Annotated in this window: 23 protein-coding genes and 1 pseudogene; 9 read left to right on the forward strand and 15 right to left on the reverse strand. The window is 64.6% G+C overall.

Annotation, left to right across the window (positions count from 1 at the left end; translation table 11 throughout):
- Positions 1-191 precede the first annotated feature (191 nt).
- From FMZ75_RS14900 to FMZ75_RS21615, 10 genes and pseudogenes are all read right to left on the reverse strand, one after another.
- Complete coding sequence (locus tag FMZ75_RS14900; protein ID WP_142862115.1) at positions 192-632, reverse strand: DUF1178 family protein; 441 nt, start codon at positions 630-632, stop codon at positions 192-194.
- Positions 629-901: a glutaredoxin 3 gene (gene grxC, locus FMZ75_RS14905; protein ID WP_108918609.1), complete on the reverse strand. Its 273-nt coding sequence runs from the start codon at positions 899-901 to the stop codon at positions 629-631. Before grxC ends, FMZ75_RS14900 begins: the two co-directional genes overlap by 4 nt.
- Before the next feature lie 70 nt (positions 902-971).
- A complete protein-coding gene (locus FMZ75_RS14910; RefSeq protein WP_166143883.1) occupies positions 972-1724 on the reverse strand; it encodes a ComF family protein in 753 nt (250 codons plus the stop codon).
- A 3-nt stretch (positions 1725-1727) separates the two neighbouring features.
- Positions 1728-3593, reverse strand: a complete 1866-nt coding sequence (locus FMZ75_RS14915; protein WP_166143885.1) for a potassium transporter Kup — start codon at positions 3591-3593, stop codon at positions 1728-1730.
- An 11-nt stretch (positions 3594-3604) separates the two neighbouring features.
- Positions 3605-4183 carry a pyridoxamine 5'-phosphate oxidase family protein gene (locus tag FMZ75_RS14920; RefSeq protein WP_166143888.1) on the reverse strand — a complete coding sequence of 193 codons (579 nt, stop codon included), beginning with the start codon at positions 4181-4183 and terminating at the stop codon, positions 3605-3607.
- 28 nt (positions 4184-4211) lie between these two features.
- Entirely contained in the window at positions 4212-5369 is a 1158-nt protein-coding gene (locus FMZ75_RS14925; protein ID WP_166143890.1) for a GTP-binding protein, read from the reverse strand.
- Between the two features lie 6 nt (positions 5370-5375).
- Positions 5376-6854, reverse strand: a complete 1479-nt coding sequence (locus tag FMZ75_RS14930; RefSeq protein WP_166143893.1) for a D-alanyl-D-alanine carboxypeptidase family protein — start codon at positions 6852-6854, stop codon at positions 5376-5378.
- Between the two features lie 250 nt (positions 6855-7104).
- Positions 7105-7479, reverse strand: a complete 375-nt coding sequence (locus FMZ75_RS14935; RefSeq protein ID WP_142862110.1) for a hypothetical protein — start codon at positions 7477-7479, stop codon at positions 7105-7107.
- Positions 7480-7505: 26 nt separating this feature from the next.
- The gene (locus FMZ75_RS14940) at positions 7506-7898 is read right to left on the reverse strand and encodes an energy transducer TonB (protein WP_166143880.1); all 393 of its coding nucleotides are present in this window, start codon (positions 7896-7898) and stop codon (positions 7506-7508) included.
- 165 nt (positions 7899-8063) lie between these two features.
- Positions 8064-8272 (reverse strand): annotated as a pseudogene (locus FMZ75_RS21615) (hypothetical protein); the annotation flags it as partial.
- A 635-nt stretch (positions 8273-8907) separates the two neighbouring features.
- Between FMZ75_RS21615 and FMZ75_RS14950 the strand changes: the two are divergent.
- Positions 8908-9735, forward strand: coding sequence for an FkbM family methyltransferase (locus FMZ75_RS14950; RefSeq protein WP_166143896.1), 828 nt, complete (start codon positions 8908-8910; stop codon positions 9733-9735).
- A gap of 120 nt (positions 9736-9855) precedes the next feature.
- On the opposite strand, the gene proS is transcribed toward FMZ75_RS14950, so the two are convergent.
- A complete protein-coding gene (gene proS / locus FMZ75_RS14955) occupies positions 9856-11400 on the reverse strand; it encodes a proline--tRNA ligase (RefSeq protein WP_166143899.1) in 1545 nt (514 codons plus the stop codon).
- A gap of 107 nt (positions 11401-11507) precedes the next feature.
- The gene (locus FMZ75_RS14960) at positions 11508-12005 is read right to left on the reverse strand and encodes a DUF29 domain-containing protein (RefSeq protein WP_370464727.1); all 498 of its coding nucleotides are present in this window, start codon (positions 12003-12005) and stop codon (positions 11508-11510) included.
- Positions 12006-12103: 98 nt separating this feature from the next.
- On the opposite strand from FMZ75_RS14960, the gene FMZ75_RS14965 reads away from it, so the two are divergent.
- The 6 genes from FMZ75_RS14965 (at position 12104) to FMZ75_RS14990 (ending at position 19330) form a co-directional block, all read left to right on the forward strand.
- Entirely contained in the window at positions 12104-13006 is a 903-nt protein-coding gene (locus tag FMZ75_RS14965; RefSeq protein WP_108917628.1) for a LysR family transcriptional regulator, read from the forward strand.
- Between the two features lie 145 nt (positions 13007-13151).
- Positions 13152-13628 carry a formate dehydrogenase subunit gamma gene (locus FMZ75_RS14970; protein WP_161913598.1) on the forward strand — a complete coding sequence of 159 codons (477 nt, stop codon included), beginning with the start codon at positions 13152-13154 and terminating at the stop codon, positions 13626-13628.
- Positions 13625-15178 (forward strand): NADH-quinone oxidoreductase subunit NuoF, encoded by a 1554-nt coding sequence (locus FMZ75_RS14975; RefSeq protein WP_166143903.1) that lies wholly within the window; start codon positions 13625-13627, stop codon positions 15176-15178. The genes FMZ75_RS14970 and FMZ75_RS14975 overlap by 4 nt, the downstream gene beginning before the upstream one ends.
- 11 nt (positions 15179-15189) lie before the next feature.
- A complete protein-coding gene (gene fdhF, locus FMZ75_RS14980; protein WP_166143905.1) occupies positions 15190-18066 on the forward strand; it encodes a formate dehydrogenase subunit alpha in 2877 nt (958 codons plus the stop codon).
- A 222-nt stretch (positions 18067-18288) separates the two neighbouring features.
- Complete coding sequence (gene fdhD, locus FMZ75_RS14985; RefSeq protein ID WP_166143907.1) at positions 18289-19119, forward strand: formate dehydrogenase accessory sulfurtransferase FdhD; 831 nt, start codon at positions 18289-18291, stop codon at positions 19117-19119.
- Complete coding sequence (locus FMZ75_RS14990; protein ID WP_108917633.1) at positions 19109-19330, forward strand: formate dehydrogenase subunit delta; 222 nt, start codon at positions 19109-19111, stop codon at positions 19328-19330. Before fdhD ends, FMZ75_RS14990 begins: the two co-directional genes overlap by 11 nt.
- A 48-nt stretch (positions 19331-19378) precedes the next feature.
- Here FMZ75_RS14990 and FMZ75_RS14995 read toward each other — a convergent pair whose 3' ends face one another.
- Positions 19379-20029 carry a Crp/Fnr family transcriptional regulator gene (locus FMZ75_RS14995; RefSeq protein WP_370464723.1) on the reverse strand — a complete coding sequence of 217 codons (651 nt, stop codon included), beginning with the start codon at positions 20027-20029 and terminating at the stop codon, positions 19379-19381.
- Positions 20030-20135: 106 nt separating this feature from the next.
- Positions 20136-21332, reverse strand: coding sequence for a lytic murein transglycosylase (locus FMZ75_RS15000; protein ID WP_370464724.1), 1197 nt, complete (start codon positions 21330-21332; stop codon positions 20136-20138).
- 201 nt (positions 21333-21533) lie between these two features.
- Here FMZ75_RS15000 and irrA point away from each other — a divergent pair, with 201 nt between their 5' ends.
- Positions 21534-22001: an iron response transcriptional regulator IrrA gene (gene irrA / locus FMZ75_RS15005; protein WP_370464725.1), complete on the forward strand. Its 468-nt coding sequence runs from the start codon at positions 21534-21536 to the stop codon at positions 21999-22001.
- Between the two features lie 68 nt (positions 22002-22069).
- On the opposite strand, the gene FMZ75_RS15010 is transcribed toward irrA, so the two are convergent.
- The gene (locus tag FMZ75_RS15010) at positions 22070-22954 is read right to left on the reverse strand and encodes a UTP--glucose-1-phosphate uridylyltransferase (protein WP_166143911.1); all 885 of its coding nucleotides are present in this window, start codon (positions 22952-22954) and stop codon (positions 22070-22072) included.
- Positions 22955-23153: 199 nt separating this feature from the next.
- Between FMZ75_RS15010 and galE the strand changes: the two genes are divergently transcribed.
- Positions 23154-24149: a UDP-glucose 4-epimerase GalE gene (gene galE / locus FMZ75_RS15015; RefSeq protein WP_166143913.1), complete on the forward strand. Its 996-nt coding sequence runs from the start codon at positions 23154-23156 to the stop codon at positions 24147-24149.
- Positions 24150-24302: the final 153 nt, after the last annotated feature.

Consider the following 24302-nt stretch of genomic DNA (forward strand, 5'->3'; position numbering starts at 1 on the left):
AAGCCCAGGCGCACGAGCATCAAGCTCCGCAGAAAAATCGCCGGATGGAGAGACGATTATCTCGCCACAGCCTTGGGCGCTTCAGCCCGTTAACCCGGATTCGGAGCCCTGGCGCGAAGGGCGCGGTGGGAGCCATAGGCGACGACGCGACGCGGTCGTCTTCTCTGCGAGGGGAAACTTCCGGAGAAGTCTCAATGGCTTTCGTCGGGTGGGCCGGGGATCGGCAGAATCTCTATGCCGTCTTCTAGCAGCGCCTTGGCTTCTTCGAAGCTCGCGCGTCCGCGGATGGCGCGCATTTCGGCCTCGCCGTCCTGAATGCGTCGGGCTTCTTCCGGGAGGCGGTCGCCGACGTCTTCCGTCGAGGCGGCGATCTTTTGGCGTAGCTCCCGAATCATCGTCCGCAGCGCCGCATGGCGCTCGTCGTGCAAAGCCGGGACGCCGGTTCCCTCCTCGCGCGCGCGGGCGGAGCGGCGCGCTACATGCGGCGCCATGATCGCCTTGGCGACTTTGGTCGAATGGCAGAACGGGCAGCTCACCGCGCCTTGCGCAGCCTGCCGGTCATAGGCTTCGCTGTCACGAAACCAGCTTTCGAATTCATGGCCTTCCGAGCAGATCAGCCGGTAGAGGATCACGACGTCGGTTCGCCCGCGGCGAGCAGCGGATCGAGCTCGCCGGCGCCGTCCAGAGCGTAGAGATCGTCGCAGCCGCCGATCGGCCGGCCGTCGATGAAAATCTGCGGCACGGTGGTCCGCCCCTCGGCCAGCCGGCTCATCTCGGCGCGCTTTTGGGGGTCGCCGTCGACGGAAATCTCTTCGTAAGCGGCGCCTTTGACGTCGAGCAGCTGCTTGGCGGCGCGGCAATAGGGGCAGGTTCTCGTGGTATAGATGACGATCTGCGGCATGACGGTTCCGTGACCTCTCGCGCCCTTATAAGCGTTTCCGGCGCATTCTTACAACGGAAGGCCTTCGCTTTCAGCTCTGGCCGACGACGCGGGCGTAGACCAGCACGTCGACGCGCGTCGCGCGACCCCGCAGCAAGACGCGGGCCGCCGCATTCACAGTCGCGCCCGAGGTCAGCACATCGTCGATCAGCACGATATTGCGGCCTTCGATCAGGGGTTTTTGCTCCTCGCGCAGGCGGAAGGCGCCCTGCATATTCGCGGCCCGCTGGTTGCGCGTCAGCCCCACTTGCGGCGGGGTCGGCTTCACGCGCTCGAGCGCCAGCGCCTCGACCGGAACGGCGCTCTCCCGCGCGATCACATGGGCGAGCGCGGCGGATTGATTGAAGCGCCGCGACAGCAGCCGCATTCGGTGGAGCGGGACGGGGACCAGCAGATCGGCGTCCGCCAGAAGCTCTGCGCCGGCGCGCGCCATCCAGCGGCCGAGCGGCTCGGCGAGCTCCAGCCGGTCGTAATATTTCAGCCGATGGGCGAGGCTGCGGGCGCGGTCGCTGTCATAGCGCACGACCGCGCGCGCCCGCGCAAAGGCCGGCGGATCGGCGGCGGCCTCCAGCGAGATCATGCCGGGGCCGAAATCGCGCTCGAAAGGCGTGCCCAAGCGCTCGCAATAGGGCTGCTCGATGAAGCCCATCTCGCCCCAGCAGCGCGGGCAGAGCGCGCCATGGCTCGCCACGGCTCTACGGCAGACGAGGCAGACGGGCGGATAGACGACGTCGAGAAGGCGCGCGCCTATGCTGCCGATGAGGCCCGCGGCGCGCCCGAGCATGGCTCAGACCTCGACCTGACCGCCGAGCTCGACGACGCGGCCGGAGGGGATTTGGAAGAATTCCGTCGCCGGCAGCGCATTGCGGTGCATGAATTGGAAGATGTGGATGCGCAGCCGACGCCAGCGCGAGTGGCCGAGCGGCGTCACCGTGAGCCGGCCGACGAAGAAGGAGGTGGTCATCATATTGAAGGTCAGCGGGCTCGAGATCGATTCCAACATCAATGCGCAGGGGATGTTCGGCTGCTCCATGAAGCCGTAATTCAGCGTCATCGCATAGAAATGATCATCGAGCGTCGTGGTGTCGACGCGCTGCGCGGGGTTCACGCGCGGCGTGTTGGCGGTCGTCACATGCAGCAGCACGATATGCTCGTGCAGAACCTTATTGTGCTTGAGATTATGCAGCAGCGCGACCGGCACGACATCGGTGCGGCTGGTCAGATAGACGGCGACGCCATCGACGCGCGGCTTGCCGTGGAACCTCGCGACGAAATCGGCGAGCGGAAACGTGTCGCGTTCGAGCGCCTTGCGCATCGCCTCGAAGCCCTCGCTCCAGCAGTTCATCAGGAAGAAGAGAATGGCGGCGACGACGAGCGGGATCCAGCCGCCCTCGAAGAATTTGATGAGATTGGCGGCGACGAAGGCGACGTCCACGACGAGAAACACGCCGCCGACCAAAAGGGCCAGCGGCAGGCTCCAGCGCCAGATGGAGCGCATGGCGATGAACATCAGCGCGGTCGTCAGCAGCATGGTCAACGAGACCGCGATGCCGAAGGCGGCGGCGAGGTTTTCCGAGGAGCGAAACGTGATGGTCAGAACGAGTGTCAGCGCCATCAGCGTCCAATTGACGAAGCCGACATAGATCTGGCCATAGCTCTGCGCCGATGTCTGCGTGATGGCGAGGCGCGGCGACAGGCCGAGCTGGATCGCCTGCCGCGCCATGGAGAAAGCGCCGGTGACGATGGCTTGGCTCGCGATGACGGTGGCGAGCGTCGCCAGCGCGACCAACGGCAATTGCAGCGGGGCGGGGCAGAGATCGAAGAAAGGATTCTCCGTCACGGAGCCCTCGACGAGCAGCGCCGTCTGGCCGGCGTAGACGAGGACGAGCGACGGCAGCACCAGCCCGTACCAGGCGAGGCGAATGGGGCGCCGCCCGAAATGGCCCATATCCGCATAGAGCGCCTCGGCGCCGGTGGCGCAGAGAAACACGGCGCCGAGCAGCAGAAATCCCTCGAAGCCGTGGGTGAAGAGATAATGCAGCCCGACGCGTGGATCGACGGCGGCCAGAACGCTCGGATGCGCGATCACGCCGCGCGCGCCGAGGATCGCTATGGAGACGAACCATAGCGCCATCACCGGGCCGGAGAGACGTGAGATGCGCTCCGTGCCCTGCGGCTGCAAGGCGAACAGGCCGATGAGAACGAGGACTGAGAGCGGAACCACATAGGGCGCGAGAGCGGGCAGGGGCGCTTTGAGCCCTTCGAGCGCGCTCAGCACCGAGATCGCCGGCGTGATCGCGCCATCGCCGAACAGCAGAGCCGCGCCCAGCATTCCGATCGCGATGATCGCCGGATGGCGCCCGTGCTTCATGCCGAGCAGCGACATCAGCGCGAGTATGCCGCCTTCGCCGTCATTGTCGGCGCGCATGATGACGGCGACATATTTGACCGAGGTGACGATGATCAAGGTCCAGACGATCAGCGACAACATGCCGAGCGCCGTCTCGGCGTTCACATGCCCGCCGGACCAGTCCATCGCGGTCTTGATCGTGTAGAGCGGGCTGGTGCCGATGTCGCCGAAGACGACGCCGAGGGCGCCGAGCGTCAGGGCCTTCACGCCGTTCTTATCGGCGTGCGCAGACGAATTCGCCATAAAAACTTGCCTCACGCCTCTTCGGCGGCCAGATTTTCGTCTTCGAACAGGCCGGTCGGCAGTCCGTCTATGCTGCGCTGGTTCTTCTCGCGGCGATAGGCGTCGAGCGCGTCCTCGCCCTTGGCTACGGCCCAGCGGTCGAGCCCGTCGCGCTCGCCGACATAGTCGTAGCGAGGCACGGCGAAGCCGCATGAGGTTTGCACCGATTCGACGTCGAGCAGGATCATCTGCCGTGCGCCCGGCGGCTCCGCTCCGTCGAAAGACGAGCGCAGCAGATGCGCATAGGCTTCGCCGCCGCGCGTGAGCGCCTGTCCACGGCCATAGAGCCGCAGGATCAGCGGCGCGCCGTCGAGGGCGCAGAACATGAAGGTGAGACGTCCATCGGCGCGCAGATGCGCGGCCGTCTCATTGCCGCTGCCGGTGCGGTCGATATAGACGGCGGTCCGCTCGTCGATGAGGCGCAGCATGTCGGCGCTCTTGGGCGAGACATTCACGCGCGCGTCGGCCGCGGCGGAGGCGACGAAGAACAGCTTCTGCTTCTCGATGAAGTCGCGATGCTGCGCCTCGATCGATGCGAAGAATTTGCTCATGACTCGCGATTCCAGCGTCCGCCCCGCGTCAGCCTAGCAGGCCGGCGTTTTTGGGGGCAAGCGGATTATCCTGCAGCGCGGCGGCGTCGGGCGCATCCGGCGCGGGAATTCCCGCGACGGCGGCGTAGAGCTTCTCGATGAAAGACGGATCGATATCCTTGACGATGAAGACGAGCCGCGTGCGCCGATCGGCGTCCGGCCAGGAGGCGAGGCGATGCGGCGGATGGAACACATGCTGCACGCCATGCACGGCCACGGGCCGCTCGCGATCGTCGGCGAGGCCGACGATGCCCTTCACGCGCAAGAGATGCGGACCATGCGCTTGTCGCAAGATCTCGACGAACATGTCGAAAGCCTGCGGGCTGAGCGGCGCGTCGCTGGCGACGCAGAAGGCGCGAATATGCGCGTCGTGGCGATTCACGTCCTGATGCGCGTGGCCGTGGTGGTGGTCATGATCGTGATGATGGTGATGCGCCTCATGCGCCGCCGCGACCGCCTCGTCGTTCAGCCATTTGGCGACCTGCGGAATCTTGCCGGAAGCGTCATAGAGCCCGCAATCGAGCAGCGCGGCGGGGTTCGCCTCTCCTGTCGCGGCGATGAGCCGGCGCGCCGCCGGATTGAGCCGCGCCAGGCGAGTGTCGAGCGCCTCGAGCCGGGCGGCGCCCTCGGGGAGGTCGGTCTTGGTGATGACCAGGCGATCGGCGACGGCGGCCTGCTTCACCGCCTCCTCATGCGCGTCCAGCGTCGCGGCGCCATTCACGGCGTCGACCAGCGTGACCACGCCGTCCAGCCGATAGCGCAGCGCGAGATAGGGATGCGACATGATGGTGTGGAGAATGGGCGCCGGATCGGCGAGCCCGGTCGTCTCCAGCATGACGCGGCGGAAAGGGCGAATGCGTCCATTGTCGAGCTTGCGCAGCGCATCCTCGAGCGCGGCGACGAGATCGCCGCGGATCGAGCAGCAGATGCAGCCGGAACTCATGACGATCATGTCGCCTTCGACATTCTCGACCAGCAGATGATCTATGCCGACCTCGCCGAACTCATTGATGAGCACGAGCGTGTCGGTCAGTTCCGGCGAGGCGAGCAGGCGATTGAGCAGCGAGGTTTTGCCGGCGCCGAGAAAGCCGGTGAGGATGGTCAGCGGAATGGGCGGCGGCGGACGACGCGGCTCTGTCATTGTCATTGCGGCTTATTGCTCATTGTCTCGGCGCTGCGGCGCGTGGTCGCCGATCGCGTGCTTGTCATTCTTGGCGGAGGCGTTTTTGGCGGGTTTCGCCGGGGGCGTCTTCGCCGGGGCCTTCGCCGAAGCCTTGGCGGCTTCCGGCGGCTTGGCGGCGGCGACAGTCTTGCCCTGCTTCGGCTTGGCAGCCTTGGCCGGCTTCTCCGTCTTTTCGGGCGCAGGCGTAGAGCCCGCTTCCTGCGGCGGCTTCTTGGCCTTGGCGGTTTTTTCCTTGGCCGGCGCATGGGCGGCTTTGGCCGCCGGCTTGCGGCTGTGGCGCATGGAGAGAGCGTCCGGCGCCGGGCGGCTTATGGGCGAGGCGGCGGCGGCCGGCGGCTCATGCGCATAGGCGGTGACGGTCGAGGGCGAGCCGACCGGCGAGCCGGGATCGCGCACGCCGGCGACGGGGCCCTCATAGCCGGGCGCGCGGCCGAGATACACGGGCGTCGGCTCGAAGCGCGCGCGGGGCAGGGCGGCGATGGTCTTTACATTGACCTGATCGGTCGCGCCGTTCTCGCGCGGAATGGCGACGGTCATATCCTCGACCTCCGCCATATATTCCGCATTGGCCTTGCCGCGATGGCGGCAGACGCTGTCGCGCATGTCCGGCGCCTGGCCGACGCCGAAGGTCGGCAGGGATGTCACCGAACCCGAGGGCGAGCCGGTCATGAAGGCGCGGTCCAGCAGCGAGGCGGCCTTGGCCGTGCGCGCCGCGGCGCTCGGCGCGCCCAGCACCACGGTGATGAGCTTCTGCCCGCCATGGGTGGCGCTGGCCACCAGATTATAGCCGGCGGGGCAGGTGAAGCCGGTCTTCATCCCATCCGCGCCCGGATAGCGGCCGAGCAGGCCATTGTGGGTCGGATGGATTTGCCGGCCGAGCTGCATCGCGCCAATGTTGAAAAAGCCCGCGGATTCGGGAAATTCCGTCAGCAGCGCGCGGCCGAGAATGGCGAGATCGCGCGCCGACGTCACCTGCCGTTCGTCGGGCAGGCCGTTGGGATTGGCCCAATAGGATTCTCGCATCCCGAGCTTGGCCGAGGCGCGGTTCATCTCCTCGGCGAACGCCTCCACCGAGCCGGAGACGCCCTCCGCTATAGTGACCGCTATGTCATTGGCCGATTTGACCATCAGCATGACCAGCGCATTGCGCAGCGTCACTTCCGAGCCGACCGGAAAGCCCATTTTGGACGGCGCCATGGAGAGCGCGCGGGGCGAGACGATCATCGGCGTATCATATTGAATGCGCCCGGAGCGCACCGCGTCGAGCGCCACATAGACGGTCATCAGCTTGGTCAGCGAGGCGGGATACCAGCTTTGCGTCGCCTGCTCCTGCGCCAGAACCTGACCGCTGGAGACGTCGATGACGACAGAAGGGGCCGCCGTCGCCGAAGACGCCGCGACGAGGGCGGCGGCGACGGAGAGGGTCCGTAGGGTCGGTTTCGCGCTCATGTTCATCCGATCGGCCTCGGCCACGGCCATTTGTGGCCCAGCGTTCGATTCGAGACATAGTCTCGATCCAAGGACGGCCCGAATATGGGCCGAATGTGGCGTAAACGCGCTCTGCGCCGTTTCGGGACGCCGAAAAGCGCCGTTATGGACAACGGTTAGTACGCCCGGACGATCAAATTTCGTTCCAACTTCCGGTCGGAGAGGCTTTCGTTCGAGGTTTCGTCGTCCGCCGAGATGCCGATCGAAGCGGTCAATGGAATTTGAAAGTCTGCTCGAGGTCGCGACAGCCGCTGTCCATGTCGTCGGGCGGCGGCGGCAGCTTCAGCGAGGTGATCATGCCGGCCGCGACCAGCGTTCGGGCGTTATTGTCGGAGTTCGCGAAAGTGGCCCTGGTGACATGGCCTCTGAAATCGACATGGAATTTGACGGTGACTATCCCGCGTCCCAGATCGAGCTTCGGCGCGCGTTCGCGGAGCTGCCGTGTGACGGTCTGTATCCAGGCCTTGTTCTCGGGGATCGCCATGCAGGCGGCCAGCGTCGGCCGCTCCGAGGGACCGAAAAGAAATTGCGCGAAGGCCGACTGCGAAGCGGCGACGAGAACGAAGACGATCACTGCTCGAACCATGATGCGAGGCCTCCTGTCCGCCGCGCTCAATGATAATAGAAGCTCTGCGAGAAGCAGTGGCGCTTGCCTCCGGCGGCCGCATGGGCCGAGGCGGGCGGCGGCGACAATTTGAGCGACGATATCGTGCTCAAGGCGAGGAGCGCCCGCTCGTTGTCGACGGCTTTCACGACATTCATATCAGCCACGCGGCCGGCCGAGTCGACGCAGAAATGGACGACCACAGTCCCGCGCCCGAGCCAGAGGCCCGAGCTATGGTCCCGAATCTGCCGGGCGATCGAGCGCTTCCATTGGTCATATTCCGCCGAGGCGGCGTCCTGCGCTGGGTCTCCGGTTCCGCCGAGCGCGTCGAAGATCGATTGGGCCGCCGCCGGCTGGGCGAGCATGAGCAGAAAGGCCAAAAAAACCGCCGCCGCTTTCATAGTATCTGTCCTCGAACGAAAGATAACGCTGGAAAATGCGCCGCCCGCGCGTCGAAGCCTCATGAATATCGGAACGCGTCGCGCCGTCAATATCATGTGGACGCGTCGCGGCTCGCTTTCCCGTCTAGCGTTTCGGCCTTTCCGTTCGGCGCCGAGAGCGCCGTGCGGCGGGGCGACGCGATCGAGCGCGGTGATCGACAGAAAGCCGCCGATCCAGGCGCAGAGCGCGGCGAACAGGACATAGGCCCAGTTGGACGTGTAGCTGACGACCGCGAAAGCGGAGAGCAGATACCAGACGCTGCTCCAGCTCGCGGCGGCGACGGCCGGCGCGCGGAGACCGCGGCGCTGAAGAATATATAGTCGGCGTCGGTCACGGCGGTCTACAGGGCGACGCCTGCGGCGATGGCGGGATCGAAAGGCGGGATGTCCATGTCGGGGGCCTCCGGTCGATGTCGTGCCCGCCCGTGACGAAAGATGGCGCGACGAGCCGTCGAGTGCGAGGAGGCGCGGCTGCGACGGTGGGCGCGCGCTGCGCTTCGCTACGGTCAATAGAAGACGAAGGTGATGGAGAGCCAACAGCAGCCAGCGCCTGCTGATCGGGGAGGCCGATATCCGATCACGCAGTGCGGACGATAAACTGAGGACGGAGCGATGACCCGCGATGTTTGATCTCGTCCTCACGAGTTGGAGGGGCCGGAAATGACGTGTGCGACGTCCGGTCGATCGGAGTTCCGGAATTAGCGGCAAAATTCCTATGTCAACAGCGGCAAGCGCGGTGACGAGCATCAAATTATTGCTGCTCACCGGGCGCTCGGCGCGATCAGCCCGTCGAAGCCGAGGAGAAACAGTTTTGTGGCGGGGGCCGAGAAATCGCAATTCGCATCACGGCAGGCTTTGATTCTCGCGCATATGATGATAGAACCGATCAGTTTCCCAATCGCGCGCTCTCCGTCGCCGAATTTTTCGGAGGGCTCCTCGATCGGGCCAAGTTTAAGGAATGGTGTCGTTGATGAGCACTTTGCCTGAGAACACTTATAGCCTTCAAGTTGCTCGCACGCTACATTCGATCGACGCCTCTCGGTGGTTGAACCCGGGAGACCGCGCTTTTTGGTTAGAATGGAATCATATTTACGAGCAGCCCCGGTCGTGCACATCCATGCTCCATTGGTTGGAAAAGGTCCGATGGCCGGAACTCATCCGGCCCGGTTCGACGGTCATAGACATCGGAGCTCATTCCGGCGACACGGCCATGCCGATGGGCCTCTTCAGCTACGACAGAGCAAATGCGCGCAAGGGCAGGGTCATCGCTGTCGAACCGAATCCAGATCTGCGTGATCTCTTGAATATTTGTCTGACCCTCAATTCCCACGTCGCGGAATTTTCTTTCTGCCCCTACGCGATCACGGCTAGCGACGTCGATGTCGTCGAGATCTCGGATCACGGCAATGCGAATTGCAACGGCGGCATCTCGGGAGGATATTCCGACGAATTGACCAATCGCCTGAAAGGTTCAGCGCAAGTCACATACAAGACGCGCGGAGTGTCTATCCCGTCGCTTCTACGCGAAAATTGCGTGACTCCTTCGGACGTCACCTTCGTCAAGGTCGATTGCGAGGGATACGACAAGGAAATCATTCGGGGGGCGAAAGACTTCTTCTTGGCCGTCAAACCCGCCTTGTTCATCGAGTGGTTTGGATGGTTTTCGCCCGAAGACGACGACGATATGTTCAGAGCGATCGACGAGATCGGATATGCGCCGTTCCATCCTGAAACCCTCGCGCCATTGGACAGAGGCGGGGAGCGACTTTCGGATATAACTTGCCTGCCCAAGAAATAGCGGTGTGATGGTCCCGCGCGTGCACTCGTACATCCCCGTCCCATCGACGGACGTCTCGGAAGCCGACAGACGCGAGCGCTTCATGTGACGTCCGGGCGGGCCGGCGGCCGTTCGCCCGCGCTAATAAGCGCGAGCGATCAAAATCTCCTCCACCGCCGGCCGGCCGGTGAACACGCAAACGCCCTTCGGCGCGCTCTGCTCCAGCGGAATATTGCGCAGCGTCAGCTTCAGCGCCTTCAGCCGCGTCTCCACCTCCTCGAGCTCGGGGCCGGTCGGCCGCGCCCAGGGCGCGCGCACCCAGCCTTTGAAGGCCGCGGCCTCGTCGTCCTCCGCCGCCTTGCCGAAATAATCGGCGATCTCGGCGAAGCTCGTCAGATCGGAGCGAATATTCGCCTTGAGCCGCGCCTTGGCCTCGGCGAACAGCGCTGCCTGGATTTCCGCCAGCAGGGCAGGGACCGCGCCCAGGAATTCCGCGCGGGGCGTCGCCGTCGAGACGATCTTGTCGCCCTCGCGCAGCCGGTCGCGGCGGATCAGCGTCACCACATCATTGGCAGCGTCGCGCGGGCCGATCTCGAGAATGATCGGCGCGCCGCGGCGCACCCAATCCCAGCGCTTATTGGCGGCGCGCGCCGGCTTCTTGTCGACGATCGCGCGCAAAGGCGCGCCCAGCGCGAAGAGCCCGTCCAGCTCGGCTTTCAGCCGGTCGCAGAAGGCCAGAACCTCGGCGTCCTCGGGCTTCTCGCGCAGCATGGGCACGATCACCACTTGGCGCGGGGCGATGGCGGGCGGCAGGCGCAGCCCGTCATCGTCGCCATGGGTCATGATGACGCCGCCGATGAGTCGCGTCGAGACGCCCCAGCTCGTCGTATGGCAATACTCTAGCTCGCCGCTCGCGCTCTGGAAGCGGATATTCTGCGCATGGGCGAAATTGGTTCCGAGATAATGCGACGTGCCGGCCTGCAGCGCCTTGCCGTCCTGCATCATGGCCTCGATCGAATAAGTGTTCACGGCGCCCGGAAAACGCTCATTCTCCGGCTTCTCGCCGGCGATCACCGGAACGGCGAGCACATCCTCGACGATCTGGCGATAGACCTCGAGCATCTTGCGCGTCTCCTCCCGCGCGTCCGCCTCGTCGGCATGGGCGGTGTGGCCCTCCTGCCAGAGGAATTCGCTGGTGCGCAAAAAGAGCCGCGTGCGCATCTCCCAGCGCACGACATTGGCCCATTGATTGATGAGCACGGGCAGGTCGCGATGCGAGGAGACCCAGCGGCGGAAGGCGTCGCCGATGATCGTCTCCGAGGTCGGCCGCACGATCAGCGGCTCCTCGAGCTTGGAGTCGGGATCGACGACGAGCTTGCCGTCGACGGCCTTCAGCCGGTGATGGGTGACGACCGCCATCTCCTTGGCGAAGCCTTCGACATGGCTCGCCTCCTGAGCGATGAAGCTCATGGGGATGAACAGCGGAAAATAGCAATTGTCGTGGCCGGTCTCTTTGATGCGCCGGTCGAGCGCCCCCTGGATCAGCTCCCAGACGCCATAGCCCCAGGGCTTGACGATCATGCAGCCGCGCACGGGGCTCGTCTCGGCCATATCGGCCTCGGCGACGACGGCCTGATACCATTGCGCGAAATTCTCTTCTCTCGTGACCGACAGAGCGCGTTTCATCTTTGCCTTCGGGATGTGATTCTGGGCTGACGGGAGAGATAGCTCGAGCCAGCCGCCATGGCGAGTGACGCCGGCGACGCCGGCGAGGCGCCGCGCGGTCGGCGTAATCACGCTCGGTCGGCGTCGGGCCAGAAATCGGCGGCGATCGCTCGGTCGAAAGGCCAGGGACACGTCGGAGGGAAGGCGTCGTCGCCGAGGCCGGTTTCCCTTTGCGCGACGATCGCGGCAAGCTCGTAGCCTTCGGCCATGGCGACGTCGAGCAACGCCTTCAGGCTCGGATTGTCTTCGAGGTGGCGTCGGATGCGCAGTCGCTGTTCTCGAATGCTCAAGCGCCAGCTGTTGCCGCGCAAGGCCGGCTGGAATCGCCACTTCAGCAGACGCGCCAGTAAAACGGACAGACGGCTGACGAGTTCTCTCTTCTCGCTGCGGCCCATGCTGTCGATCTCCTCGGCGATGTTCTCCAGGTCGGCGGCCGAGAGCCGGCCCGCGCGCAGCAAGGCCGCCTGTTCTTTCGCCCAGGCGTAGAAATCGGTCTCGTAGAGTGGGCTATGGGGCATTCCGCGCCCTCCATTCGCTGCGCCGTCAGGATATCCGAAATCCCCCATTCGTGCGAGGCATTCGCCGAGCTGGGCCATTATGTATATAATTCCTGCCAGCGTCCCATAAGGTCCCGCGAGGGCGCGAGAGGGAGCGCGAGCGCAACTTGATCGACAAGCTGGAATTCTTCATCACCGTCGCCAAAGAGCGCAGCTTTTCCCGCGCCGCCGAGCTGTGCGGCGTCACGCAGCCGACGCTCTCGGCCGGGATCAAGCAGCTCGAGGACAGTCTCGGCGTCCTGCTCGTCAATCGCTCCTCGCGCTTCCACAGCCTCACCGCCGAGGGCGAGCGCGTGCTGGAGTGGGCCAAACGCATCGTCGCCGACGCGCGGGCGATGCGCCAGGAGGTCCGCACGCTGAAGGAGGGGCTCGGCGGCCAGCTCAAGATCGCCGCCATTCCCACGGCGCTGACCATGGTGCCGGCGCTGACGACGCCCTTCCGCGAAAAGCACCCCAATGTGCGCTTCACCATTCTGACCAGCTCTTCGACCGAGATCTTGTCCATGCTGGACAATCTCGAGATCGACGCCGGCCTCACCTATCTCGACAACGAGCCCTTGGGCCGCGTGCGCACAGTGCCGCTGTTCTCCGAGCGCTACCGGCTGCTGACCGCCGCCGACAATCCGCTCGGCAATCGCGACAAGGTGAGCTGGGCCGAGGTCGGCCGCATCCCGCTCTGCCTGCTGACGCCCGACATGCAGAATCGCCGCATCGTCGAGCGGCTGATTCGCGACGCCGGCGGCGAGCCCGAGCCCGCGCTCGAATCGAATTCGGTCATCGTGCTCTTCGCCCATGTGAAGACCGGACGCTGGGCGACCATCCTACCCGAAAAGCTGGTCGACTCGCTGCGCGTCACCGCCCCTTTGCGCTCTATTCCCATCGTCGAGCCCGAGGCGGTCCATGAGATCGGATTGGTCGTCCCGCACCGCGAGCCGACCATTCCGCAGGTCGCCGCACTGGTCGCAGAGGCGAAGAAGCTCGCGCGGAATCCGATAGTTGGCGATCTATAGGATTCGCCTATCGTGTAACTGTTCCAGATTATTGATCCCGCCGGCTTTTTGCGGCACTGTTAGGGCAATTACCTAAAATGGGCGGCTGTCGCTCACAAAGGTCCGCTCTTCAAGAACGGGCCGGCTCGATAAGAACGGGGAAGAAATGTCTGGCGCTGTTCCGTGGAACGAGGCGCGGGCGCAGGAGATCATCGACGCCCATCTCGGGCTCGAAGGTCCTGCCCTGCCTATCTTGCATGCTATCCAGGAAGAATTCGGCTATGTGCCAGAGGCCGTCGTGCCGCAGATGGCGCAATCGCTGAACATCTCCCGGGCCGAGATGCATGGCGTCGTCACTTTCTATCACGACTTCCGCCACGCGCCGGCCGGCCGCCACGTGCTGAAGTTGTGCCGCGCCGAGTCCTGTCAGTCCATGGGATCGGAGAAGATCGCCAAGGACTTTCTCGAGCGTATCAAGCTCGAATGGGGCGGGACCGCCAATGACGGCTCGCTGACGGTCGAGGCGGTCTATTGCCTCGGCCTTTGCGCCCACAGCCCCGGCGCTCTCTACGACGGCGAGCCGATCGGCCGCGTCGATGCGGAGATTCTGGACGAGCTGGCGTCGGAGGCGCAAAAATCATGACCAAGATTTATGTGCCCCGCGACATGGCCGCGCTCGCGGTGGGCGCTAAGCGCGTCCTCGCCGCCATAGAGAAAGAGGCCGCCGCGCGCGGCGAAACCATCCAGATCATCCGCAACGGCTCGCGCGGCCTGCTCTGGCTCGAGCCTCTGGTCGAGGTCGAGACGCCGGAAGGCCGCATCGGCTACGGCAATGTGAAGCCCTCGGACGTTCCCTCGCTGTTCGACTCCGGATTCCTGAAAGGCGGCGCGCATCCGCTCTCCATCGGCAAGGTCGATGAGCATCCCTATTGGGCCAAGCAGACGCGCGTGACTTTCGAGCGCGTCGGAATCATCGATCCGGTGAATCTCGACGATTACGTCGCCCATGGCGGCGGGCAGGGCCTCGCCAAGGCCTTCGAGATCGGGCCGGCCAAGGTCATAGAGGAAGTCACCAAGTCCGGCCTGCGCGGCCGCGGCGGCGCGGGCTTCCCGGCCGGCATCAAATGGAAGACGGTCGCCGACGCTCCGGCCGACCGCCGCTATGTCGTCACCAACGCCGACGAGGGCGATTCGGGCACTTTCGCCGATCGCATGGTGATGGAGGGCGATCCCTTCGTCCTCATCGAGGGCATGACGATCTGCGGCTACGCCATCGGCGCGAGCAAGGGCTTCATTTATCTCCGCGCGGAATATCCGCAATGCGCCGAGGTGCTGACCGAGGCGCTCGAGGCCGCGCGTAAGGCTGGCTGGCTCGGCGAGAATGTGCGCGGCTCCGGCTTCGCCTTCGACATAGAGCTGCGCATCGGCGCCGGCGCCTATGTCTGCGGTGAGGAGACCTCGCTGCTGGAGAGCCTAGAGGGCCATCGCGGCATCGTGCGCGCCAAGCCGCCGCTGCCGGCGCATGTCGGCTTCATGGGCCGTCCGACCGTCGTCAACAATGTGCTGACGCTCGCCACCGCCCCGGCCATTCTGGCCAAGGGCGGCGAATATTACGCCTCCTTCGGCGTCGGCCGCTCGCGCGGCACCATGCCGCTGCAGATCGCCGGCAATGTGAAGTTCGGCGGCCTCTATGAGACGCCCTTCGGTCTGACTTTGGGCGAGATCGTCAACGACATCGGCGGCGGCACGCTGACCGGCCGCCCGGTGCGCGCCGTGCAATGCGGCGGCCCGCTCGGCGCCTATGTGCCCCCGTCGCTGTTCGACACGCCCTTTGATTATGAGGCGTTCCAGAAGCACGACAGCCTCATCGGCCATGGCGGCCTCGTCGTGTTCGACGACACCGTGGACATGGCGCAAATGGCGCGCTTCGGCATGGAGTTCTGCGCGATCGAGAGCTGCGGCAAGTGCACGCCCTGCCGCATCGGCTCCACCCGCGGCGTCGAGACGATCGACAAGATCGTCGAAGGCGTCGATGTGGAGGCGAATATCGAGCTGCTGTCCGACCTCTGCAACACGATGAAATTCGGTTCCCTCTGCGCGCTCGGAGGTTTCGCCCCTTATCCGGTCGAGAGCGCCCTTCGTCATTACCCGGAAGATTTCCGCAAAGCGACGCTTCCCGCCGCCGCCGAGTGAGGAGCAAAGCCATGAGCCTCGTCAAAGAAATCGATTACGGCACGCCCGCATCGAAGTCGGAGAAAGAAGTCACTCTGACGATCGACGGCGTATCGGTCACCGTGCCGGAAGGCACGTCCATCATGCGCGCCGCCATGGAGCTGGGGACGGAAATCCCCAAGCTCTGCGCCACCGACAGCCTGAAGGCCTTCGGCTCCTGCCGTCTCTGCGTCGTCGAGATCGACGGCCGCTTCGGCACGCCCGCCTCCTGCACCACGCCGGTGCTGCCGGGCATGAGCGTGCACACGCAGACGCCGCGCCTCAAGGCGATCCGCCGCGGCGTGATGGAGCTCTATATCTCCGACCATCCGCTCGATTGTCTGACTTGCGCCGCCAATGGCGATTGCGAGCTGCAGACGATGGCGGGCGCCGTGGGCCTGCGCGACGTGCGCTACGGCTATGACGGCTCCAACCATGTGTTCGCCCGCAGCCGCGTCGACGGCAAGGCGAATTTCGATTGGATGCCGAAGGACGAGTCCAATCCCTATTTCACCTATGACCCGTCGAAATGCATCGTCTGCAATCGTTGCGTTCGCGCCTGCGAGGAGACTCAAGGCACTTTCGCGCTGACGATCGACGGCCGCGGCTTCGACAGCCGCGTCTCGCCCGGCATGGCCGAGGCGTTCATGGATTCCGAATGCGTCTCCTGCGGCGCCTGCGTGCAGGCCTGCCCGACCGCGACCTTGACCGAGAAATCGGTGATCGCCGTCGGCCAGCCGGAGCATTCGGAAGTCACCACCTGCGCTTATTGCGGCGTCGGCTGCACCTTCAAGGCGGAAATGCGCGGCGAGGAGATCGTCCGCATGGTTCCCTGGAAGGACGGCAAGGCCAATCACGGCCATAGCTGCATCAAGGGCCGCTTCGCTTATGGCTATGCGCTGCACAAGGAGCGCGTCACCTCGCCGATGATCCGCGACAAGGCGACCGATCCCTGGCGCGTCGTGTCCTGGGACGAGGCCATCGCCTTCGCGGCGGATCGTTTCAAGTCGATCATCGAGAAGCATGGCAAGCGTTCTGTCGGCGTGATCACCTCCTCGCGTTGCACCAATGAGGAGACCTATCTCGTCCAGAAGCTGACCCGCGCCGGCTTCGGCAACAACAACACCGACACTTGCGCGCGCGTCTGCCATTCGCCGACGGGCTATGGCCTCAATCAGGCTTTCGGCACCTCGGCGGGCACGCAGGACTTCGACTCGGTCGACGATTCCGACGTCATTCTGGTGATCGGCGCCAATCCGACCGACGCGCATCCTGTGTTCGGCTCGCGCATGAAGAAGCGCCTGCGCGATGGCGCCAAGCTCATCGTCGTCGATCCGCGCCGCATCGATCTGGTGCGCTCGCCCCACATCTCGGCCGATCATCATCTGGCGCTGAAGCCCGGCACCAATGTCGCGGTCGTCACCGCTCTGGCGCATGTGATCGTCAAGGAAGGCCTCGTCAATGAAGCCTTCGTGCGCGAGCGTTGCGATTGGGACGAGTTCCAGGATTGGGCGGCTTTCGTCTCCGACGATCGCAACAGCCCGGAAGAGGTCGAGAAGCTCTCGGGCGTCCCGGCGGAAGAGATTCGCGCCGCGGCGCGCCTCTACGCCACCGGCGGCCGCGCGGCCATCTATTATGGCCTCGGCGTCACCGAGCACAGCCAGGGCTCGACCACCGTCATGGCCATCGCCAATCTCGCAATGGCGACCGGCAATCTCGGCCGCCGCGGCGTCGGCGTGAACCCGCTGCGTGGACAGAACAATGTGCAGGGCTCCTGCGACATGGGCTCTTTCCCGCATGAGCTGCCCGGCTATCGCCACGTCTCCAACGACGATGTGCGTCACAGCTTCGAGCAGGCCTGGGGCGTCGAACTCGACAATGAGCCGGGCTTGCGCATTCCCAATATGTTCGACGCGGCGATCGCCGGCGAGTTCATGGGCCTCTATTGCCAGGGCGAGGACATTCTGCAGTCCGACCCGGACACCAAGCATGTCTCGGCGGCTCTGTCGGCGATGGAATGCGTCATCGTGCAGGATCTCTTCCTGAACGAGACCGCGCATTACGCCCATGTCTTCCTGCCGGGCGCGAGCTTCCTCGAGAAGGACGGCACTTTCACCAACGCCGAGCGCCGCATCCAGCGCATCCGCAAGGTGATGAGCCCGAAGAACGGCTATGGCGATTGGGAGATCACCCAAATGCTCGCCAAGGCCTTCGGCCTCGACTGGAACTATTCGCATCCGAGCGAGATCATGGATGAGATCGCGCGGCTGACGCCGACCTTCAAGAATGTCTCCTATGAGAAGCTCGAGAAGGACGGCTCGGTTCAGTGGCCATGCAATGACGCCGCGCCGGAAGGCATGCCGATCATGCACATCAGCGGCTTCACGCGCGGCAAGGGCAAGTTCGTCATCACCGAATATGTTCCCACCGACGAGAAGACCGGGCCGCGCTTCCCGCTGCTGCTGACGACGGGCCGCATCCTGTCTCAGTACAATGTCGGCGCGCAGACCCGCCGCACCGAGAACAGCCGTTGGCACGAGGAGGACGTGCTCGAGATCCATCCGCATGACGCCGAGCTGCGCGGCGTGCGCGATGGGGATTGGGTGCGCATCGCGAGCCGCGCCGGCGAGATCACGCTGCACGCCAAGGTCACGGATCGCGTGGCGCCGGGCGTCGTCTACACCACCTTCCATCACCCGCTCTCGCAGGCGAATGTCGTGACCACCGATAATTCGGATTGGGCCACCAATTGCCCCGAATATAAGGTGACGGCGGTGCAGATCTCGCCCTCCAACGGTCCGACCGAGTGGCAGGAGCAATATCGCGAGCTTTCCGAGAACGCCCGTCGCATCGCGACGGCCGCGGAGTAGAGCAGAGCGGTATCGATGGGCGCGATTCCTTCTCCCACTTGTGGGAGAAGGTGGCCCGGCGTAGCCGGGTCGGATGAGGGTGTCTCATCGCGCGCCATCGATTGAATAGGGGCCGGTTTCGAGGACGATGGCCTATCGCACGGTCCCTCATCCGACCCCGCTTTGCGGGGCCACCTTCTCCCGCAAGCGGGAGAAGGAGCGCGTGCTGGAGACACATCGAGGATGAACGAGGACCTCCCCGCCGCCGGCATTCGCGTTCCGTGCATCGCGCGGCGCAATGATGCTCTGTCGGACAGCTCCCGCATCATCCCGGAAGAAACCCCCATCGCCTTCACCTATGGCGGCTCCACGCACGCGGTGATGATGGCGACGCCGGCCGATCTCGAGGATTTCTCGATCGGCTTCGCGCTCACCGAAGGCCTCATCGATTCGATCGACGAGGCCGGCGATTTCGAGATCGTCGCCTCTGAGGCCGGCATAGAGCTGCGCAGCTGGCTCGCCGGCGGACGGCAGGAAGTTTATGCCGCGCGCAAGCGCTCCATGGCCGGACCGACCGGCTGCGGCCTCTGCGGCATAGAGAGCCTCGAGCAGGCCAGCCGACCGCTGCCGGTTCTCGCCAATACGCTGCGCGTCTCGTCGACGGCGCTCATCGCCGCCATGGATCGTCTGCCCGGCGCGCAAACGCTCAACCGCGAGACGCGCGCCGTCCACGCCGCCGCCTTCTGGGCGCCGGAGTCGGATGCGCTGATCGTCCGCGAGGATGTCGGCCGCCACAATGCGCTGGACAAGCTCGCCGGCGCGCTGGCGCGTCAGCGGCTTCCAGCAGCGCAGGGCGTCGTGCTGATGACGAGCCGCATTTCCGTCGAGCTCGTTCAAAAGGCCGCCCGCATCGGCGCGCCTATTATCGCCGCAGTCTCCGCGCCGACGGCTCTGGCCGTGCGCACGGCGGAGAAATGTGGCATGACCTTGGTGGCGGTCGTGCGCGGCCGCGACTTCGAAATCTTCACCCACCCCGAACGCATTCTGGAACAGGTCTCTACCCATGTCGCATAATTCGGCTGACCGGCTCGTCAAAATGGCCAATCAGATCGGCAAATTCTTCGCTGCGCAGAGGCATTCCGACGCGGTGGCCGGCACGGCCGAGCATTTGAAGAAATTCTGGGACCCGCGTATGCGCGCCGGCATCATCGATCATGTCGCCCATGGCGGCGCGGGCCTCGACGAGGTGCCGCTGCAGGCGGTACAGAAGCTCGCTACGAAATAGCGCCGAGCGGCAGCCTTGTCGCGTCTGCTCGGCGACAAGCGCCTCGATTCAGGCGCCGACATCTTCCGTTGTTCCGCGCCAGGCGACGGCCTCGAGCTGCTGCATGTTTGTCTGACAGCGCCGAACGATCAGCCGAACGAGATAGAGCCCGAATTGCGGGTTCTGGAAATAGAGCTGCTCGAATTCTTCGTAAGTGATCGATAGCAGCCGACAATCGTCGCGGGCGCGCGCGGTGGCCGTGCGCAGGCCTTGCGTCGTGAATAGCGCCATTTCCCCGAACAATGTTCCTGGGGGCAGGACGATCCCCATCTCCGAGAGCTCGACCTCGCCTTCGATCAGCATATAGGCGCGGTCGGCCTCCTCGCCTTTGCGAAACAAAAGCGCGCCGGCCTTCACGCTGCATGGATGCATGAACGGCTTCAGCCATTCGACCTTCAGCTCGCCATCCGCCGCGCGCTTCACGCTGGCCACCAGCTTGCGCATCTCGCGCAGCCGCGTGAGGTCGAGCGGAAACAGAATGAGGTGGCGCGCCAGCACGGCCATATTGCCGCTCGCTGCGCCCACCACGACGCCGAGAAAATTCGCGATGGTGGATGCGATCCGCAAGCGGATCATCGTCTTCGAATAGGCCGAAGCGATCGCGGCCAGCGTTTGCATCCATGCGGCCGCGATCACCAGATACAGAATATGATCGCTCACGTAAGTCTCCAGGCGGGCGGAGCTCTCGCGGAGCGGCTCGACGCCTCTTCGGCGTCACAGATAGCTTATTTCTCGCGCTGACGTCAGCAGCTTCGGCGCGACAGGCTCAGCGCGCGAGCCGCTGCAGCACGTCCTTGGTGGCGAAGCCGTCCGCCGGCTGCATACCTTCGCTCAGCTGAAAGGCGTGCACGGCGTTGCGGCTGGTGCGGCCGAGCTTGCCGTCGATGGCGCCGCGATAGAAGCCGCGCGCGGCGAGCAGGCGTTGCAGTTCCTTGCAGTCGGCGGTGGAGAGGGCCGCGATCTTCTTCGGCCAGGGGGCGACGGGCGCGCGCCGCCCGGCGATTCGGTCGGCGAGCAGGCCGATCGACAGCGCATAGGCGTCGGATGTGTTGTATTTGCGAATCACCTCGAAATTATCGGTGATGAGAAAGGCCGGCCCCGCCGCGCCGGCCGGCAGATAGAGGCTCGCCGGGCCGCTCGCCGGCAGCGCTTCGCCATTCGCCGCGGCGAGGCCGAGCGCGCGCCATTGCGCGAAGTCGAGATCGAAGTCGGCATAGTCGAAATTTTTGGGCAGGACGACCTCGAGGCCCCAAGGCAGGCGCGGGTCCCAGCCGGAGAATTTCAGGAAATTGGCGATGGAGGCCAGCGAATCGAGCCGGTTCGTCCAAATGTCGGGCGCGGCGCCGCCCGCATAGCTCGTCGCATATTTCAGATAGGCGCTGGGCAGAAATTGCGGCTGTCCCATGGCGCCGGCCCAAGAGCCGCGCAGCCGCGTGCGGGTGACGTCGCCCCGCTGCAGCATGACGAGCGCCGCGACGAATTCGTCCGCGAAGATCGCGCCCCTATGGCCGGCGAAGGCCAGCGTCGCCAGCACGCGCAGCGTGTCGGCGCCGCCGGTCGCGGAACCGAAATTGCTTTCGACCCCGAGTATGGCGAGAGCGATCTCGGAAGGAACGCCGCTGCGCTCCTCGATCGTCGCCAGCGGCGCGGAGAGCTCGCCCGAGAGCGCGCGTCCCCGTTGGACACGCGCCGCGCTCACGGCGCCGGCGACATAGGAGGGGATGGAAATAGTGAACTCGGTTTGAGCCTGTGGGCGCCGCAGCAATCCAGGCTCCACGGTCAGGCCCGCGACCGCGGAATCGAAAGTCTCGCGCGAGACCCCTGCGTCCTGCGCCGCTGGCCATAATCGCTGCAGGAAATGCGCGAGATCTGAATCGCCGGCGCTTTCCTGCGCGGCGGCGAAGGAACTGAAAATAGCCGTCAGGACAAAGAGTAGGAAAACGGCTGGCAATGTTCTGAACACGTCGCGGCGACTGGCGCGAGCGTGGCCGAAAGTTTGTCGCAGAATTGCCCACGAGCTTGGCCATTCTTTGGAATCTTTACACTTTTGGCCATTTTGTTTGACACTTCGCTGCGCTGCGTTTTCAATCGGCATGTCTCGACTTCCACTAGGAGCCGCGAGCAGGACAGGATCTGAGGCGAAACGGAAATGACGCATCACCCCATGATTACGAATTTTCGTGCGCCGATCCAACTCGGAAAAAAGGCGGTTCCCGCCAAGGAGGAGCATGAGCTGAAGGCCAAGCTGCGGGCGGCGGGCCTTCGTCCCACCTCGCAGCGCATCTCGCTCAGCAAGCTGCTCTATGGCAATGGCGACCGCCATGTGAGCGCCGAAGCGCTCCACGCCGAAGCGCGCGAGGCCGGGCTGCAAATGTCGCTCTCGACCGTCTACAACACGCTCAACCAATTCGCCGACGTCGGCCTGCTGCGGGAGATCGCCGTGCAGGGACCGCGCACCTATTTCCACACACGCACCGCGCCGCATCATCATTTCATGGATGAGGTCAGCAAGCGCATGTTCGACGTGGTGGACGGCTCCATCGAATTCGCCAAGCTGCCTGCTCCGCCCGAGGGCATGGAGATCGTCGGCTGCGACGTCATCATCCGGCTGCGGCCGAAGCGGAAGGCGTAGCTTTCGAGGCTTGGTTAGCGCCCCTCCCTCACCCTCGCGGGAAAGGGTCGGGGAGGGGCCTTTTCCGATCAGCCGAGCAGCTTGGCGATCTCCGCCCTCAGCCCGTCGGCTATGTCCGGGCGCGTCAGGCCGAAGGCGAGATTGGCGGCGAGGAAGCCGAGCTTCGATCCCGTGTCATAGGTCTTGCCGTCGAAGCGCACGCCGTGGAAGGCCTGTGAGCCGCTGAGCGCCACCATGCCGTCGGTGAGCTGAATCTCGCCGCCCGCGCCCTTCTCGCCTTTCGCCAGAATATCGAAAATCTCCGGCTGCAGAATATAGCGCCCCGAGATCATCAGATTGCTCGGCGCGGTTCCGCGCGGCGGCTTCTCCACCATTCCGGTGATCTCGAAAGCGGCGCCGAAATCCTTTCCCACGGAGACGATGCCATATTGATGCGTCTCCTCCGGCGGCACTTCCTCCACCGCGATCACGTTGCCGCCATGGGCCTCATAGGCCTCCACCGCCTGGGCGAGGCAGCGGCTCTGCTTGGGGCCATTGCCGAGCGTCACCATATCGGGCAGCAGCACGGCGAAGGGCTCGTCGCCGACGATCTCGCGCGCGCACCAGACGGCGTGGCCGAGGCCGAGCGGCGCCTGCTGGCGGGTGAAGCTCGTCGCGCCGGCGGCCGGCAGATCGGCGACCAGCGCGTCATATTCCTTGACCTTGCCGCGCCTTTTGAGCGTGTCCTCGAGCTCGTAGGCGATGTCGAAATGATCCTCGATGACGCCCTTGTTGCGTCCGGTCACGAAAATGAAATGTTCGATCCCGGCCTCGCGCGCCTCGTCCACCACATGCTGGAGCACGGGGCGATCGACGACGGTCAGCATTTCCTTCGGCACCGCTTTGGTCGCCGGGAGAAAGCGCGTGCCGAGGCCGGCCACGGGAAAAACAGCCTTGCGAATACGTTTGCTCATGATTAGTCCATTTCGAGCGAGTGTGACCCGAGCGCGAGAGCGCGACGCCCGAGCAGGGTTTCGAAAAGGCGCTAGCGCTTTTCCGAGAATATCCCGCAATGGCGAAAGACCAACGCCTAGTCCGAGCCGGGCCAGGATTCGTCCTTAACCATTGCCCGTTAATTTCCCGTGAGGACGTCTTCAGCAGGAAGGGCGCGGAATGACCATTCTCGTGACCGGCGGCGCCGGCTATATTGGAAGCCATATGACGCTCGAGCTGCTCGACGCCGGCGAGAAGGTCGTCGTGCTCGACGATCTCTCCACGGGGTTTCGCTGGGCGGTTCCGCAAGAGGTTCCGCTCATCGTGGGCGATTTCGGCGACGCGGCGCTGCTGCGCGATATTTTCGCGCGGCACGATATTCAGTCGATCATTCATTTCGCGGCCAAGATCGTGGTCCCCGAGTCCGTCGCCGATCCTCTCGGCTATTATTCGAACAATACGGCAAAAGCGCGGGCTCTGCTGGAGGCGGCGGTGGAGGCCGGCGTGAGGCGTTTCATCTTCTCCTCGACCGCGGCCGTCTATGGCGATCCCGAGCATAATCCGGTGACGGAGAACGAGAGCCTGAAGCCGGTCTCGCCCTATGGCCGCTCCAAGCTGATGGTCGAGTGGATGCTCGAGGATGTCTCGCGCGCGCATGATCTCTCCTATGTAGCGCTGCGCTACTTCAATGTCGCCGGCGCCGATCCTCGAGGCCGCTCCGGCCAATCGACGCCCAAGGCGACGCATCTCATCAAGGTGGCGGTGCAGGCGGCGCTGGGGTTGCGGCCGGGGATGCAGGTTTTCGGGACCGATTATCCGACGCCCGACGGCACCTGCCTGCGCGACTACATTCACGTCACCGATCTCGCCCGCGCCCATCTCGACGCGCTGCGTCATTTGCGTGGGGGCGGCGAGAGCCTCGTCTGCAATTGCGGCTATGCGCACGGCTTCTCGGTGCTCGAGGTGATCGAAACGGTGAAGCGCGTCTCCGGCGTCGATTTCCCGGTCGAATTCGCGGGCCGGCGGCCGGGTGATCCGGCCGCCATCGTCGCCGCCAATGATCGCATCCGCTCGCGCCTCGGCTGGACGCCGCGTCACGACGATCTCGAGACGATCGTGCGCCAGGCGTTGGATTGGGAGCGCAAGCTCGCCGCGCGTAACGAAAGTGGAGCATAGCATATATATTATAGAAATACTCCGACGCTCTTCGGATATGGGAAGAAAACGCCCGATTTTACAAGTATTTCTGTGCAATCTAGCCTCTAGACAGTGGATGTTGGTAAGTTTTGCGTAAGGCGGCGCGCGGACAGTCGCGCACGTCCGCTCTCC

The organism is Methylosinus sp. RM1, from assembly GCF_011378635.1.
GTDB classification, from domain to species: Bacteria; Pseudomonadota; Alphaproteobacteria; order Rhizobiales; family Beijerinckiaceae; genus Methylosinus; species Methylosinus sporium.